Raw genomic sequence first — 16,190 nt, forward strand, 5'->3', positions numbered from 1 at the left:
CGCGCACATTTGAGCGATGATACAGTCATCATGACCCGCACCACCAGCCCAACGAAAGTGCCCGATGAGCGAATCCGAGCGACGCATGGCCCTGGTGGCGACGCGCCACTACATTGATGGGCTTTCGCGCATTGAAATCGCTGATGAGCTGGGCATTTCGAGGTTCGTCGTCGCCCGGCTGCTCGAGCAGGCGCGAGAGCGCGGGGTCGTCCGATTCGAGATCGCGTCGCCCGACGATATCGACCTGACGCTCTCCGCACAGCTGCGAAGCGCGTTCTCACTTCGTCACGCAATTGTTGTACACGCACCCAGCGGCGCAGACATCACCATGAAGGAGAGACTCGGTACTGCCGCTGCTCGACTCCTCGAGGAGGTACTCCGTCCGGGTGAGGTGCTCGGACTCGCAGCCGGCCGCACACTGCGGCAAATGGTGCGGGCCTGTGAACAGCTGCCGCTGGTAGACGTGGTGCAGCTCGAGGGAGTCGCAGCAGGGTTGCACGAGAGCGGCGTCGAACTCGTTCGTCGTGCCGCACGCGTCTCCGGCGGCACCCCACACGCCCTCCTCGCCCCGCTGCTCACCCGCACGGCAGAATCGGCTGCGCTGCTGCGCGATGAACCTGCGGCCCGCGACACCTTCTCGCGTTTCGCCGATGTCACCACCGCCGTCGTCGGCATCGGGAGTTGGAACCCCGAAGACTCGCAGGTGTCGATGCTCGCCGATCAACTCGGAATCAGGGATTCGCTGCTCGAGGCCGGCGTCCGCGCCGACCTGGGTGCCGTGCTCCTCGACGTCGATGGCCAGGTCATCGAGCAAGCCACGGCGCAGAGCATCGGCATCGACGCTGACGGGCTCCGCCGCGTCCCCCATGTTCTCGCCGTCGCAGGCGGCCCGCTCAAATTCGTCGCCGTGCGGGCAGCGCTGCGGAGCGGCCTTATCCATTCCCTCGCCTGCGACGCGATCATGGCCCAAGCACTGATCGCCGACGCCACCCCAACCGATTCCGCACAGAGGAGCGATTCATGATGTTCGAGGACCTGCGCGGGCGCACCGCCGTTATCACCGGCGGAGGGCGCGGCCTCGGCTTCTCTCTCGCAGAAGCCCTCGCTGGTCAGGGCGTTCACGTCGCCCTGCTCGACATACTCCCAGAGGTATCCGCGCACGCAGAGGAACTGGCCGAGAAGTTTGGCGTGCGCGCGATCGGCATCCCCACCGACGTGACCGATCCCGACCAGATCGAGGCGGCCTTCGACCGTGTCACCGCGGAGATCGGAACACCGCAGATTCTGCTCACCGCTGCAGGAATCACCCTGCTCGAGGCAGCGGTCGACATCGACGCGACCCAGTGGCGACGACTGCAGTCCATCAACGTCGACGGCACGTTCTTCGTCGCTCAGGTGTTCGCTCGGCGCCTGATCGCTGCGAACCTCGCAGGTTCGGCGATCCTCGTCTCATCGATGTCGGCCAAAGTCGTCAACGTGCCGCAGCAGCAAACCGCCTACAACACGTCAAAGGCAGCAGTCGACCATCTCACCCGGTCACTCGCCGTCGAGTGGGCGGGCAACGGCATTCGCGTCAATGCAATCGCGCCGGGGTATTTCCTCTCGGACATGACGAAGCAGTTCACCGAGTCGAACCCCGAGCTCGCCGCCGACTGGACGTCGCGCATCCCGCTCGGCCGCATGGGCGACCCCGGCGACCTCCACGGGCTCGTCGTGTTTCTCGCCTCGGATGCCTCGTCCTACGTGACGGCGCAGTCCATCGTCATCGATGGCGGGTACACTGCGCTCTGATGAGCAATGCAGCTTCGGGCATCGCCCGACCACCCCAGAGTCCCCGCGCCGTCGTCTTCGGCGAAGCCCTCGTCGATGTGATCGACGGCACCGCGTTTCCCGGCGGATCGCCGCTCAATGTTGCCGTCGGGCTCAGCCGGCTCGGGGTCACCACGCGCCTGGCGGCTCGTTTCGGCGACGACGCGCACGGAGCATTGATTGCGGAGCATCTGCGAGCTTCTGATGTCGTGTTCCCCGAACCCGTCGCCGGCGCCACGACATCGCGGGCAGAGGTGGTGCTGAACGAGGCCGGACAGGCGCAGTACGCATTCACGCTCGACTCCGCCCTCCCCGACACCCCGCTCGATGGCGTCGAGCTGGTGCACACGGGGTCACTGGGCGCTGTTCTCGCACCGGGGTCAGACACGGTCGTGCGCGCCTTCGCGTCCGCGGCAGACACCCTGCTCACCTACGATCCGAATATCCGCCCTGCGCTCATGGTCGATCATGCCGCCACCATGCGACAGGTCGAAACCCTCGCCGCGGCGAGTCACATCGTCAAGCTGAGCGACGAAGACGCCGAGTGGCTGTACCCCGGGCGGTCGACCGACGACGTGCTCGAGCGCTTCGTGTCGCTCGGGGCGAAGCTCGCGGTACTGACGCGCGGCGCAGCGGGGTGCCTCGCGCGCACCACCTCCGACGCATTCACCGTGCCCGCCCCGAGCATTGTCGTCGCAGACACGGTGGGAGCGGGCGACTCGTTCATGGCCGCCCTGTTGTCCGCAGTGCTCGACGGCCCGCTCGCGGCGTCGCTGCGTTCGACGTCGGTGCCGGATCCCGACGACGTCACCCGCGCACTCGAGTTCGCCGTCCGCGCCGCCGGCATCACGTCGTCGCGCGTCGGGGCGAACCCGCCTTGGGCGCACGAGCTCGTCGCAGAGCGAGAGGTCGACGGATAGCGGGAGGTCGACGCGTGCGCTCAGCGCGAACACGTTCGGGCTCCGATCCGCATTCATTTCCAGCCACTTCATAGCAAACAATCAGAGACTGAGACGCATGAACACTCAGCCAAAGGGACCCCGGATTCTCATCGTCGACGACGAACCCAGCATCCGCGAGCTGCTCAGCACGAGCTTGCGCTTCGCCGGGTTCGGAGTGCGCGCGGTCGGCAACGGCGCGCAGACCATCTCGGCCGTGCTCGAAGAGGAACCCGACCTCATCGTGCTCGATGTCATGCTGCCCGACATGAACGGGTTCAGCGTGACGAAGCGGCTTCGATCTGCCGGCTACACCGCTCCCATCATCTTCCTGACGGCAAAAGACGACACGGAAGACAAAGTCGAGGGGCTCACCGTTGGTGGTGACGACTACGTCACCAAGCCGTTCAGCCTGGACGAGATTATCGCCCGCATCAAGGCCGTGCTGCGTCGCACGATCCAGGAGGACGAGGATTCGGTGCTCAGCGTCGGGCCCATCACGATGGATCAGGATACGCACGAGGTCACCGTGCAGGGCGCCTCCGTTGAGCTCTCCCCCACCGAGTTCAAGCTGCTGCGCTACCTGATGCAGAATGCGAACCGCGTGCTCTCGAAGGCACAGATCCTGGATCATGTGTGGGAGTACGACTTCAACGGCGACGCCGGCATCGTGGAGTCGTACATCTCGTATCTACGTCGCAAGCTCGATCCGCTCACCGAAGATTCACTGATCCAGACCAAGCGCGGATTCGGGTACATGCTGAAGACCGAAGCGAAGTAGCGTGGCTCGGCCCAACTGGACCGAGCGTTGGGCCGACATCTCGCTCCGCGCGAAGATCACCGGCGTTACGGTCTTCATCCTCTTTCTCGGGTTGATCGTCGCGGGGGTCGGCACGCTCGCCGTACTGCAGCCCATGCTCAGCTCGAACCAGACGCAGGCCCTTGAGCGTCTGCGCGCCGACCCGACCAATGCGCTCGGCCCGCTCGCAAATGTCAACGGTTTGCGTGCGCAAGACATCACACAGGCGCCGCAAGGCTACTACGTCGCCCAGCTCGATTCGTACGGCAACATCGTGCGCGACAACACGCTGAGCGCCGACGACAAGAGCGTGCCGGTGGTGCCCGAAGGCGTGCTCTCGACCGACGCGGTGCTGCATGAGTTGGCGAACGGCATCGTGCCGCTCTACGCGGCGGATGGCACGAAGTGGAACGGCGTCGTGAAGCCGATCACTGAGAAGGGCCAGGTCGGCGGCGCACTGCTCGTCGCCATCTCGACTGCGCCCGTCACGCAGACGGTGGCGCAGTACATCATCATCTTCACCGGGTTCGGCATCGCAGTGATTCTGCTCGGCGCCGCACTCACACGCCTGCTCGTCACGGCGACGTTCCTCCCGCTCGCCGAGGTCGAGCGCACCGCGCTCGAGATCGCCCGCGGCGACTACTCCAAGCGCATCATGATCTCGAGCCCGCACACCGAGGTCGGGCACCTCGGTCAATCGTTGAACATCATGCTCGACCGGCTCGACGGATCGCTGGAAGACCGGGCCCGCACCATCGAACGCATGCGCCGCTTCATCGGAGACGCCAGCCACGAGCTGCGCACGCCGCTGGTCTCGGTGCGCGGGTACGCCGAGCTGTATCGCATGGGCGCACTGCAAGAAGACGAGAACATCTCGCAGGCGATGGAGCGCATCGAGAAGGAAGCGATTCGCATGACCTCGCTCGTCGAAGATCTGCTCGCGCTCGCCCGTCTCGACGAGCGCCGCCCGCTCGAGCTCGCGCACCTGCCGCTGAACCAGCTGGCAACAGACGCCGCGCTCGACGCGCGCGCGCAGGCGCCCGATCGCGAGGTGACGGTGGTCGCGGACCCCGCCGAGCCGTCCGTGATCGGCGACGAGCACAAGGTTCGGCAGCTGATGACGAATCTGCTCGGCAACGCGATGCGGCACACCCCCGACGGCGGCCCCATCGAGCTCGTGGTGTCGACGCCCACTCCTGAGCCTGACGGTAAGCCCGTCGCCCGGTTCGAGATCGTGGACCACGGTGAGGGCGTGCCCGAACAGATCCGAGACAAGATCTTCGGACGCTTCTGGCGCGCCGATACGTCGCGCAACCGCGAAACCGGCGGCTCGGGTCTCGGTCTCGCCATCGTGCGGTCGATCGTCGACGCCCATGGGGGCACGGTCAGCGTCCACGAGACGCCAGGTGGCGGTGCGACGTTCCGCGTCGACCTGCCGGGTGCCCCGGCCTCCGACGACACGGTGCCCGTGCCCCGCCTCGAGTAGAGCCCCGGGCGCGAGCGAGGACGCGGAGCCCGGTGCTCGCGCCCGGGGCTCCGCGCCTTTCGTAGCACAGGAGAAATTCTATTTTGCGGTACGTTTCCCGGCACGACCTCCGCATAACGAGATTTCTCCGCTGCGACGAGGTGCGGGTTGAGCTGCCATGCCCCGACCCCACGCCCAACCTGTGGCTCCGAGCATTGTCTCCGCAGGGTCAGCACTGTGAGCACGCTGCCATGATGAGACGCTGCACCTCGGGCCAGTCTTCGAAGATTTGACGGTACGACACTCGAATAACCACATACCCGGCAAGCGTGTGGCGCACGTCTGAGACATTATCGCGATCGCGCTGGCGGCCCGTATGCGTCGCGCCATCGACTTCCAGAACAACGTTCCGCTCAATCAGGAAATCCACCCGGCGCCCGAGTACCCAAGCCTGAGGCACGACATGCAGCCGCAGCGCCCTGAGCCGGCGAAGGACGTAGCTTTCCAGGCCTGAACCGGAGAACAGCGTGCACGTTTCGAGAACGCGCCGAGCTGTGCCGCGGTACGGGAGCCTTACGAGCGCATCCTTTGACACCAATTCCTGCTGCAACGCCGACTCCCAGATTGCGAGCGCCTCTTCGTACGGCTGGCATCTTGCTATATAGTTCAACGCATTCTCGATCGAGTCGACCACAGCAAAGGGTTCCCTCCGAAACACTGGGCGCCCCCAGTGCACCGTGCCGCAGTCGGCCTGTGCGTGTGCGTGCGGTGACCGCGCCGCAAGGTGCGGTTGATCTGCGTGGCGCACCCAAAGCCCGAGCCTCTGCGCCAAAGACACGCATGTGATGGACATGCCATGTTGCAGTGCGTGCACGAGGTCGGAGTCGGCATCGGGCAATGCCACCCAGCCACGCGCAGGGCGCACCACCTGCCGTCGTGCGCAGGCGGTGCGCAACTGGTGAACGGTGATTCCGCGTTCGAAGAGTTCACGTGCGCGGATCACGCCTCCCGCACGTCGCATTTCAGCCTGGAGTTCCATCGCTCCAGCCTGCAGCCAGTCAAGCTACTCCGATCTCGATCTTCCCTGATCTGTGGAGAGAATGGCACGCGATCTATGAACCGCGCATTGGGGAGGGAAGACTGCGACTTTCGTCGCACCGGAGATATTCGATGGTGCAGGTCTATTCGCCGTCAGAAGACCGTGTGGCGCAATTTCTCCTGGGCGACGGTAAATGCCTTGGGTGCACACAAGAGCAAGCGACGAAGGCCACCCCGACAGCCAAGCTCACCCCACTCCCCCAAAACGCACTGAGGGGCCGCGCCCGCAGGCGCGACCCCTCAGGAGGGAGGATTGGACTTAGAAGTCCATGCCACCGGTCGGGTCACCGGCGGGAGCAGCCGAAGCCGGCTCCGGCTTGTCGGCGACGACGGCCTCGGTGGTGAGGAACAGACCGGCGATCGACGCGGCGTTCTGCAGCGCCGAGCGGGTGACCTTTGCCGGGTCCAGGATGCCCTGGGCCACGAGGTCGCCGTACTCGCCGGTTGCGGCGTTCAGGCCGTGGCCGATGGGCAGGTTCGCGACGCGATCGGCCACAACGCCGGGCTCGAGGCCTGCATTGAGAGCGATCTGGCGCAGCGGTGCCTCGATGGCGGTCTGCACGATCTTGGCGCCCACAGCCTCGTCACCCGAGAGCTCGAGCGTGCCGAAGACGTCCTTGCCGGCCTGGATCAGCGCGACGCCGCCACCGGCGAGCACACCCTCTTCGACGGCTGCCTTCGCGTTGCGAACGGCGTCCTCGATGCGGTGCTTGCGCTCCTTAAGCTCGACCTCGGTTGCAGCGCCAGCCTTGATGACGGCCACGCCACCGGCGAGCTTCGCGAGGCGCTCCTGGAGCTTCTCGCGATCGTAATCGCTGTCGGTGTTGTCGATCTCGCGGCGGATCTGGGTCACGCGGCCCTGGATCGCCTCTTCGTCGCCGCCACCCTGGACGATGGTGGTCTCATCCTTGGTGATGATGACCTTGCGCGCGGTGCCGAGCATGTCGAGCGTCGCGTTCTCGAGCTTGAGGCCGACCTCTTCCGAGATGACCTGGCCGCCGGTGAGGATCGCGATGTCCTGCAGCATGGCCTTGCGACGATCGCCGAAGCCGGGAGCCTTGACCGCAGCCGACTTGAAGATGCCGCGGATCTTGTTGAGCACGAGGGTGGCGAGTGCTTCGCCCTCGACGTCCTCAGCGAGGATGAGGAGCTGCTTGCCCGACTGGATCACGGGATCGACGACGGGGAGCAGGTCCTTGATGTTCGAGACCTTGCTGTTGACGATGAGGATGTAGGGATCCTCGAAGACCGCCTCCTGGCGATCGGCGTCGGTGACGAAGTACGCCGACAGGTAGCCCTTGTCGAAGCGCATGCCCTCGGTCAGCTCGAGCTCGGTGCCGAAGGTGTTCGACTCCTCGACGGTGACGACACCTTCCTTGCCGACCTTGTCGATCGCCTCGGCGATCAGCTTGCCGATCTGCTCGTCAGCGGCCGAGATCGATGCGGTCGCCGCGATCTGGTCGGTGGTCTCGATCTCCTGAGCGTTCTCGAGGAGCTTCGCCGAGACGGCTGCAACAGCCTTCTCGATGCCCTTCTTGATCGCGATGGGGTCGCTGCCGGCCGAGACGTTGCGGAGGCCTTCGCGCACGAGCGCCTGAGCGAGCACGGTCGCGGTGGTGGTGCCGTCGCCTGCGACGTCATCGGTCTTCTTCGCGACCTCCTTGACGAGCTCAGCGCCGATCTTCTCGTAGGGATCGTCGAGCTCGATCTCCTTGGCGATGGAGACGCCGTCGTTGGTGATCGTGGGAGCGCCCCACTTCTTCTCCAGTACGACGTTGCGGCCGCGCGGGCCGAGCGTCACCTTCACGGCGTCGGCGAGGATGTTCAGGCCCCGCTCGAGTCCACGACGCGCTTCCTCATCAAACGCAATGATCTTTGCCATGTATTTCGCCCCTCCCGGACGTTCGAGATGTGGTCATCACCGTGCCGACGCGAGACGCCCGCGCACAGATGTTTAGCACTCAGTCAGATCGACTGCTAAGACCAATCTTGGCACTCTCACCCAGGGAGTGCAAGCGCTCGCGCTCGCGCTGAGCGAACACTCCGAGAACAGCTCACGGGCGAGCCCGTGCGCGCTTACTGCGCAGCCGCGGCGTCAGCCATTGCGCTCGCCGTGGCATCGCTCGCGACGGCGATCGTCGACGGATCAGTCGCAAGGCCCGTCGCCGGGTCGATCGGCCATCCCGTGGCGACGTCAATGTCCCACCCCGTCGTCGGGTCGATGTCGAGGCCCGTATCTGGGTTGATCTCGTTGCCCGTCGCGGGGTTCACTTCCCGCTGGGTCGCGCCCGTCGCATCGCCCTCGACCTCTGCCTCAGCGGTGGCGTCGCCGCCATTGGCAGCGAGCTGCGCGGCCTCATCGATGCCGGGCCCCTTGTAGTCGGCACCGAGCAGCACCACGAGCCGCACGCCGTACTTCTCGTAATCGGTCGACGTGTACGTGGAGACGCCGCCGAGCTTCTCGGCCAGCCCTGCGGCGGCCGGAGCATCGGCCGGGTCGGAATAGAACACCGCGGAGATGGCCACGTCGGCGGTCGCGGCACTCCCCGAGAACTCGATCGAGCCCCACTGCTGCTCGGTCACAATCGTGTCGAGCGCGGCCGCCAGATACTGCGTGGGCGTGCCGTTCAGAATCGCCACGGTGGCTGTCGGATCGAGTTCAGGCGTAATCTTCGCGTTGGCGGATCCGGACGATTCACCGGATGGTCCGAGGGAGAGCTTGCCGGTGCCACCGATGCCCTGCACTGCGAGAATGCCGAGCGTCGTGAGCACGGCGAACCCGAGGAGCCCGGCGATGAGGTACTGCCAGATGTAGCGGGGGCGAGCGGTGACGCGATGCGCGCCCACTCGGCCCGTGCGCTTCAGCCGATCGAACCGGTCTTCCGGGTACGTCTGACGGGCACTGGGACGTGATCCATCCACACTGGTCCGTTGCGCCACTCGGGTTTCCTTTGTCTGGGTTTGTTGCTGCCGTGCTCTCCGCACGCCGTTTGCGGGGCGAGATGCCCCCACACTACCTGTCATGACCTGCCAGTTCGATGACAGGGTCAGTGATTGCGGCGCGGAATCACAATCGGTCGCCCCGTGTCGGGGTCCGGGATCACCCGCACGGGCGCACCGTAGACGTCGGCGATGCGCTGCTCGGTGAGCACTGCACCGGGCGCGCCGCGTGCGACGAGCGCACCTCCCGCGAGAATCGCCACCTCGTCAGCGTACGCACCAGCGAGCGACAGGTCGTGAAGCACCACGATGACGGCGCGACCGGCCGCGGCGAGCTGCCGCGCGATCTGCAGCACCGCCTCTTGATGTTTGAGATCGAGCGCGGCCGTCGGCTCATCGAGCAGCACGACACGGGTCTCTTGAGCGAGCACACGAGCGAGCGATACCCGCGCTTTCTCGCCACCGGAGAGATGCGGAAACCCGCGACCGGTGAGGTGGGAGACGTCGGCCGCAACCGTGGCGTCACGAATTGCGCGTTCGTCATCTTCAGACTGGGGCGTGCCGATCCACGGCGCGCGCCCCATGTCGATGACCTGCTGCGCGGTGAACGAGAACGCCACCTGGTTCGCCTGCAGCAGCACCGCGCGGGCGCGGGCCAATTCGCGGGCGGGCCACGCATGCATCGCCCGGTCGTCGAACGTCACCGACCCGGCACTCGGGGTCACATCGCCGCACAGCACACTGAGCAGCGTCGACTTCCCCGCGCCGTTCGGGCCGACGAGCGCGAGCACCTCGCCGTAGCGCACATCGAGTGTCACTTCGGAGAGGATCGCCAGCTCACCGACGTGATAACTCACACCGGTGACCTGCTGTGCGACCTCGCCGGGGCGGGGCTCCGGAGTCGTCGAGACGCTCATGCCCATCCTCCTGCGCGTTTACGGTTGCGGCGGATCAGCCAGAAGAAGAACGGCCCGCCGACGAGCGACGTGAGCATGCCGATTGGCAGGTCTGCACCGTCGACGAGGGTGCGCGCCAGCAGGTCGGCGTAGATCAGCAGTACGCCGCCGCCGAGCAATGATGCCAGCAGCAGCATACGATGCGATGGCCCCAGAATCATGCGCATCAGGTGCGGCACGACGAGACCGACGAACGAGATGACACCGACGAAGGCGACGCCGACGCCCGTCAGCAGCGACACGAGCACGATCGACACGATGCGCAGGCGCTCCACGCGCACGCCGAGGTGGGCCGCGGTGCGATCGCCGAGCGAGAGCAGGTCGTATTGGTCGGCGAGCAGGATCGCCACGAACGCGGCAATCGCGGCCACGACCGCAACGATGACGACTTCGTTCCAGCGCGATCCGTTGAGCGACCCGAGCTGCCAGAACACGATCTGCTCGCGGCTGGCGGTGTCGCCGATGAACGTAAAGAGGGCCATACCGGCCCCGGCGAACGCGTTGATCGCGACGCCGGTCAGCAGCAGCGTGACGATCTCGGTGCGCCCCTGGGCCCGCGCGGTGAGGTAGACGATGAGAGTGGCCGCGAGCCCGCCGGCAAACGCGAAGACCGCGACCGTCCAGTTGCCGAAGGCGGTGACGCCGAGCGTGATCGACGCCGAGGCGCCCAGCGCTGCGCCCGATGACACGCCGACGACGCCGGGCTCCGCGAGCGGGTTGCCGAAGATCGCCTGCATCACGGCGCCCGCAACGGCGAGTGCTGCACCGACGAGCAACGACATGACGACGCGCGGGAAGCGGATCTGCCACAGCGTACGATCCATCAGATCGTCGGTGGGCGCCCAACTGTTGGTGATCCCGAGCTTCTGCAGAATGGAGCCGATGACCTCAGCGGGTCCGATTGAGAGCTGCCCCATTCCGGCGGAGAGCACGATGCCGATCGCGAGCAGGATCGCCGCCGCGATGATGACGATGGCTCCGCGGCCCGCGCTGCGGCGACCGAGGATCCGTTGGGTGGCGTTCGTCACGTGATGCTTTCTGTGCGGTGGGAGCGGCGTGAGCCGAAAGTGCCGCTGGAGCCGCGTGGGCGCCGACACAGTGTTCTATTGTATCGACGCCGCGACGCGCAGTCGGGTGGCGGCCTATTCGGCCGCGGGCGCGTAGATCGCCCGGGCGAGGGCGTCGAGAATGTCGGCCGAGCGCGGCCCGAATGAGAGAATCGTGCCGTCTTCCATATCGACGAACCGACGGTGCTCGCCCGCGGTGGTCACGGCGATGGCCGGCTTCTCCTCGAGCAGTCCGTCGACGCCGCCGACCGACTCGATGCCCTTCGTCATCACGAGGATGAGATCGGGGTTCGCTTTCACGAGCGCCTCGTCGGTCATCGGCTTCATGCCGTCCCAGCCCATGTCGGTGGCGACATCGACCCCGCCGAGCGCTTCGATCAGCTGATCGGCCCCCGACTCCTTGCCGAAGAGGTAGTACACGCCGGCGGTGCCGCGCAGGTAGACGAACGCGATGCGCAGCTTGCCGTCGGCATTCGCCGGAGCGATCTTCGCGATCTCCGCCTTCTTCGCGTCGACCTCGCTCGCGATGCGCTGGGCGAGCTGCTCCCCGGTCTCGGGGCTGCCGTAGATCGCAGCGACCTGCCGCGCGAGATCCTCGGCGCCGGCGAACGAAGCCTCGTTCTGCACGAAGACCACCTGGATGCCCACGTCTTGGAGCTGTTCGATCACGTCGCGCGGGCCGACCGTGCCGTCGGTGATCACGAGGTCGGGGTGCAGGTCGATGATCGCTTCGGCGTTCACCGTGTGGCCCCCACTGGTCACCCGCGGCAGATCACTCAGGCTCTCGAGCGTGGTCGACTGATCGACACCGACGAGGCTGTCGGCGAAGCCGAGGCCGGCGATCGTCACGGAGATGTTGCCGCCGAGATCAGCGGCGACGACCTTGTCGGTCGACTCGATGACGACGTCGCTGCTCGACCCGTCGGTCGCGTACGACGGCACGGTGGCGGGCAGCGTCTGCACCGGGTTCTCGGCAATCGGCTCGATCTCGGAGTGCTGCAGCACCGCCGTCGAGGGCCCTTCATATGCTTTCGGGTCGTCGAGCGTCTGCAACTCGGCGAGCGGCACCGAGGGCTGCGCAGACGCGCCCGAGGCCGCATCTCCCCCACCGTTCCCGGCAGTCGAGCACCCTGCGAGCAGCAGTGCAGCGGTCAGGATCGCTGCTGCCGTTGCCGGGATGCGTCGACCGCGGATCACTGCTGGTCTCCGAACAGCTTGTCAGTCGCCTGCGGGTTCGGCTGCTGCGGCGCCTCCGACTGCGGTGCAGCGGCCGGCGCTGCAGGCTTCGGTTTGCGCCCACCGAGCAGGATGCCGCCGGTGACACCGATCACGAGGATCGCGACGCCGCCGATGATGATCGGAAGCCAGGGGATATCGTTCGACGCCTGAGCCGGTACGGGAGTCTGCGTCGCCACCGGGGCGTCGGTCGTGGCCACGGCATCGCTCGCATCCGCAGCGTCGGATGCAGCGACCTCCCCACCGGCAGAATCCGCGCAGCTCGCGAACTGCAGGTCGACCGCGATCGGGTCGAGATCGATGTCTGCCTCGTAGAATCCGGCGAACGCCTTCGCCCCTGAATTCGTAAGCTTCGTGGGCAGGTCTTGCAGCTGCAGCGCGTTGTCGCTCACGCCGAGCTGATCCGGCACCGTGACGTCGCCGACCCACTCCTGCGTCGCGTCAATCGCGACCTTGCCCTCCATGTCGTTGCTGCGCGCATCGAGCAGCAGCGCCGCCGTGCCGTCGCCTTCAAACTCGATGGTCGGGTTCGCTAACGTGAGGTCGAGCACGCCATCGTGGCCGGTGAAGTGAACGGTGCCCGTGAACGACACGGCGCCCTCTCCGGTCTCGGGATCGATGCTGCCCGTCGCACCACTCCATGAGAAGTAGGGAGTTTCGTAGGTCGCTCCGTCGGATTCCTCCCACGATCCGTTGGCGATGCTGCCGCTGATGTAAGCGCGGAAGCTCTCCTTCACTCCCCAGGTGAACGATCCGCCGGTGACCTCGCACGTGCCGGATGCGGCGTTCTCAGCGCGCACCGGCTGCGCCTGGGCGGCGGTCGGGGCGAGCAGCAGCCCACCGATCATTGCGGCCCCGGCGAGGAGGGCGCCGGAGCGACGAATTCGGGCGTTCACGGATGGATCTCCTGTGTTCTGAAGTACGGAAAGAGGGTGTGGGGCGCTCCAGCGGAGCGTCATCGCGCACTCCGACGTTGGCGGATCGCGAGGAGTGTCATGCAGGCAGCGATCGCGACGAGACCACCGGCACTCGCCCACCACTCCCAGAGTGCCATGCCGCCCGCGGTCGGGAGGAACCCGGCAGACATGGCGCGATCCTGCACCGCCTGCGTCTCAAGCTGCGTGCCCTGCTGCGCCCGCGACTGCGAAGCCTTTTTCTTCTTCTCGGGTTCGACGATGTCGATGACGGCGCCCGCATTCGTGCTGCCCTGGATCGTGATCGTATGCGTGCCGGTCACGTCTTTCGGCAGGGTTCCCGACCAGCGCACCACACCGTTCTCGTCGGCCTGCGCTGCATCGTCGAGCACGATCGGATCGGAATAGAGCACGACCAGCACGCCCTCGTCGTCTTTGTCGAACCCGGAGGCCTCGATCTCGATGCGCCCGCCAGGCTTGATCTTCTCCGCGTCGGTGAGCACCGTGACGCCAGTCGTCGCCGGAGCCGTGGCCGCCGGGGTGTAGGTCTTCTTGTCTTTCGCGCCTTCGCCCGCCGAGGCGGACCCGTAGCTGACCTGCGCGGCAGAGCCGACAGTGAAGCTCAGGTTGTCGAAGCCGATCACCTGACTGTCGGAGATGCCCATCATTGATCCCTCAACAGTGACTCCGCTCCAGGTCACCTCACCGCTGGCGCCGACCGACTTCGCAGCGCTCGCGAGGTTCAGCTGCACCGACTGGGGGCCGTAGCGGGTACTGTTACCGGTCGAAAGCGTCGCCGAACTTGCGCTGTTCACCGTGATCGAGGGGTTCACGACCTGGAACATGGTCTGCCCGTAGCCCTTGAACAGCACCGAACCCGAGTACTGCACGGTGCCCGTCTGCGCAGCCGTGTTCCAACTGGAACTCACGGCCTGCGGGAACGACCAGCCCGACCCGGCGTCGCCGCCCACACCGGACTGATCAATGGAGCCACCGGCGCAGTGCTTGCCCGCGGTCGGGCACGACGGGCCCGACTTCTGCGTGGTGTAGCCGACGAAGTACGAGGAAACTCCCCAATTCATCGACCCGGCAGCCGCACCATCGGTCGCGACGGGTGCGGTGGGGGTCGCGGGATCGTTCTTCGACGGGGTCGTCGGCTTCGACGGGTTCGTCGTGGGCTCGGACGGCTTCGCCCCACTGTCGGCCCCGATGATGAACGTCATATCGTCAAGTTGCTGACCGGGCTTGTAGAACTCGGTCAGTTCACCCGGTTCGAACTCGTAGCTGAAGAACTTGCTCGAACCGTCGTTGGTCAGCGTCGCCTTCGCGTTCTCGAACTTGACCGCACCGCCGGCGAGCGCGCTGCGCGTTGCCTTGCTCAGGTCGATCGTCGCCACGGTCAAGGTCTGATTCGTGCCGAATGGAATGCGCAATTCAGCGGACTTCTCGTTCTTCACGATGATCTCCGGATTGCGAACATCAACATTGAGGATGCCACCGTGGCCCGTGAAATTCACCGTTCCGGCGTACTTCACCGAACCAGTCTTCCCGTTCCACTTCTCAGTGGACGCCTGCGGGAAGGTGAAGACACCATTGCCGTTCGCCTGCTTCGCGCCGCCGCTCGCCAGAATCTCACCATGCGCAATGTTGCCGGTGATGTAGGAGCGGAAGGACTCCTTGACGCCCCACTGCAGGGTGCCCTTCGTGCCGGTGACCTCTTCGGTGAGACTCACCGTGACAGGATCGACGGACTTCGATGCCAAGAACTGATTCGTATCCGTCGGCGTGAACGACGCACGGTACTCGAAGTTGCCCGCCTTCGTCGGCTTCACCGTGTACTTCGCGCTTCCGCGTTGCACGGCCACCGGCGCTCCGATCGCGATGCCGTTCTCGGTGAACTGCACCGTACCCAGCGCTTCGGCCGGCGTCACCTTCGCCTCGAGCGCAACATCTGCCCCGACGAACTTCGAGGACTGAGTGCCGGAGAGTGCGAGCTTCGTCTCCGCTCCCTTCGGCCCTTCGACCGGGGTTTCAATGTCGGCGCTGAAAGTGATCGGGTCCAGGCCCGCGGTGGTCGCGTTGTAGAAACCGCCGAACGCTTCAAGCCCATCTGCGGTCATCGTTGCGTCGGCGTTGGCCCACGTGTACGTCGAGCCGCTCTGTGTGTAAGCCGGCAGAGTGACATCGGCGAAGTGCACGTCGTCGAGCGAGTAATAGTCGCCCACCGTCGTAGTGTCGACGAATTCGCGACCATCCACGTCCAGATACAACTCGGCCGTTGTCGAGGAGGTCACCTTGATCTTCGGGTGCGTGAAGGCAAGATCGAGGATGAAGTCGTCGCCGCTGGCGTGTCCCTGGAAATGCACGCCGTCCGCAGCACCGAATTCGATTTCGAGTCCGGTGGCATCATTGCCCACTGGTTCCACAACCGATCCGCGGGTCCACGAGAAGGTGTCAGTCCCTGTCGTCGCGCCAAGTGTGGTGATCGTTCCCTTGGCAATCGGGCTCGTGATGTAGTTGCGGAACGACGTTTTCCCGCCCCACTGCAACGTCGCGGTGTCGGCCGCGTTCGGAGCAGGTACGTCCAGTACCGCCGCGGCATCGACGGGCTCGGTCACGTCGGTTGATTCAGGGAGCACGGTCGCCTCGGGCGCCGGGGCCACCTCGACCGGGGCCGCGTCCGCGACCGGCGCGGGGGCTGCGGGCGCCTCAATCTCAGTTGCGCCATTGGCAACCGACGCCGGGTCCGACGCATCGGCCGCGGGGTCGTTCGTCACCTCGCTGGCCGACGACGCCTCGTCGACCGATTCGATTGCGCCGATCGAGCCTCCGACTGATCCATCGACGGCGTACGCCGCCGATCCGCCGCTGTACACCGCACCAGCTACGAGCAGTCCAATGATCCCGAGGGAGCTGGTTCTGATGAAGCGCGTGCGAGCAGACACGAATAATCCTTTGTGAGACGACG

At 65.9% G+C, this 16,190-nt stretch carries 13 protein-coding genes; 5 read left to right on the forward strand and 8 right to left on the reverse strand.

Going from position 1 to position 16,190, the window contains the following annotated elements; genetic code table 11:
- Nucleotides 1-64: 64 nt before the first annotated feature.
- The 5 genes from AMS67_RS09030 to AMS67_RS09050 all read left to right on the forward strand — a co-directional run bounded on the left by AMS67_RS09030 (nt 65) and on the right by AMS67_RS09050 (nt 5,032).
- A complete protein-coding gene (locus AMS67_RS09030; RefSeq protein ID WP_053387088.1) occupies nt 65-1,024 on the forward strand; it encodes a sugar-binding transcriptional regulator in 960 nt (319 codons plus the stop codon).
- Nucleotides 1,021-1,791, forward strand: coding sequence for an SDR family oxidoreductase (locus AMS67_RS09035; RefSeq protein WP_053387089.1), 771 nt, complete (start codon nt 1,021-1,023; stop codon nt 1,789-1,791). Before AMS67_RS09030 ends, AMS67_RS09035 begins: the two co-directional genes overlap by 4 nt.
- A complete protein-coding gene (locus AMS67_RS09040) occupies nt 1,791-2,729 on the forward strand; it encodes a carbohydrate kinase family protein (protein WP_053387090.1) in 939 nt (312 codons plus the stop codon). The genes AMS67_RS09035 and AMS67_RS09040 overlap by 1 nt, the downstream gene beginning before the upstream one ends.
- Nucleotides 2,730-2,826: 97 nt before the next feature.
- On the forward strand, nt 2,827-3,528 hold the full coding sequence (locus tag AMS67_RS09045; protein WP_053352324.1) for a response regulator transcription factor: 702 nt from the start codon (nt 2,827-2,829) through the stop codon (nt 3,526-3,528).
- A 1-nt stretch (nt 3,529) separates the two neighbouring features.
- Entirely contained in the window at nt 3,530-5,032 is a 1,503-nt protein-coding gene (locus tag AMS67_RS09050) for a sensor histidine kinase (RefSeq protein WP_053352325.1), read from the forward strand.
- Nucleotides 5,033-5,240: 208 nt separating this feature from the next.
- Here AMS67_RS09050 and AMS67_RS17975 read toward each other — a convergent pair whose 3' ends face one another.
- The 8 genes from AMS67_RS17975 to AMS67_RS09090 all read right to left on the reverse strand — a co-directional run bounded on the left by AMS67_RS17975 (nt 5,241) and on the right by AMS67_RS09090 (nt 16,167).
- Nucleotides 5,241-6,050: an endonuclease domain-containing protein gene (locus tag AMS67_RS17975; RefSeq protein ID WP_075201298.1), complete on the reverse strand. Its 810-nt coding sequence runs from the start codon at nt 6,048-6,050 to the stop codon at nt 5,241-5,243.
- Nucleotides 6,051-6,368: 318 nt separating this feature from the next.
- A complete protein-coding gene (groL, locus tag AMS67_RS09060) occupies nt 6,369-7,991 on the reverse strand; it encodes a chaperonin GroEL (protein ID WP_053387091.1) in 1,623 nt (540 codons plus the stop codon).
- A gap of 194 nt (nt 7,992-8,185) precedes the next feature.
- Nucleotides 8,186-9,049, reverse strand: a complete 864-nt coding sequence (locus tag AMS67_RS09065) for a LytR C-terminal domain-containing protein (protein WP_053387092.1) — start codon at nt 9,047-9,049, stop codon at nt 8,186-8,188.
- A 107-nt stretch (nt 9,050-9,156) separates the two neighbouring features.
- A complete protein-coding gene (locus AMS67_RS09070) occupies nt 9,157-9,966 on the reverse strand; it encodes a heme ABC transporter ATP-binding protein (RefSeq protein WP_053387093.1) in 810 nt (269 codons plus the stop codon).
- Nucleotides 9,963-11,033: a FecCD family ABC transporter permease gene (locus AMS67_RS09075; protein WP_156316601.1), complete on the reverse strand. Its 1,071-nt coding sequence runs from the start codon at nt 11,031-11,033 to the stop codon at nt 9,963-9,965. Before AMS67_RS09075 ends, AMS67_RS09070 begins: the two co-directional genes overlap by 4 nt.
- A 114-nt stretch (nt 11,034-11,147) precedes the next feature.
- Entirely contained in the window at nt 11,148-12,269 is a 1,122-nt protein-coding gene (locus AMS67_RS09080) for a heme/hemin ABC transporter substrate-binding protein (RefSeq protein ID WP_241488032.1), read from the reverse strand.
- Complete coding sequence (locus AMS67_RS09085) at nt 12,266-13,204, reverse strand: HtaA domain-containing protein (RefSeq protein ID WP_053387094.1); 939 nt, start codon at nt 13,202-13,204, stop codon at nt 12,266-12,268. Before AMS67_RS09085 ends, AMS67_RS09080 begins: the two co-directional genes overlap by 4 nt.
- A 59-nt stretch (nt 13,205-13,263) precedes the next feature.
- Nucleotides 13,264-16,167: an HtaA domain-containing protein gene (locus tag AMS67_RS09090; RefSeq protein WP_053387095.1), complete on the reverse strand. Its 2,904-nt coding sequence runs from the start codon at nt 16,165-16,167 to the stop codon at nt 13,264-13,266.
- Nucleotides 16,168-16,190 lie beyond the last annotated feature (23 nt).

The organism is Leucobacter japonicus (assembly GCF_001273855.1).
GTDB lineage: Bacteria > Actinomycetota > Actinomycetes > Actinomycetales > Microbacteriaceae > Leucobacter > Leucobacter japonicus.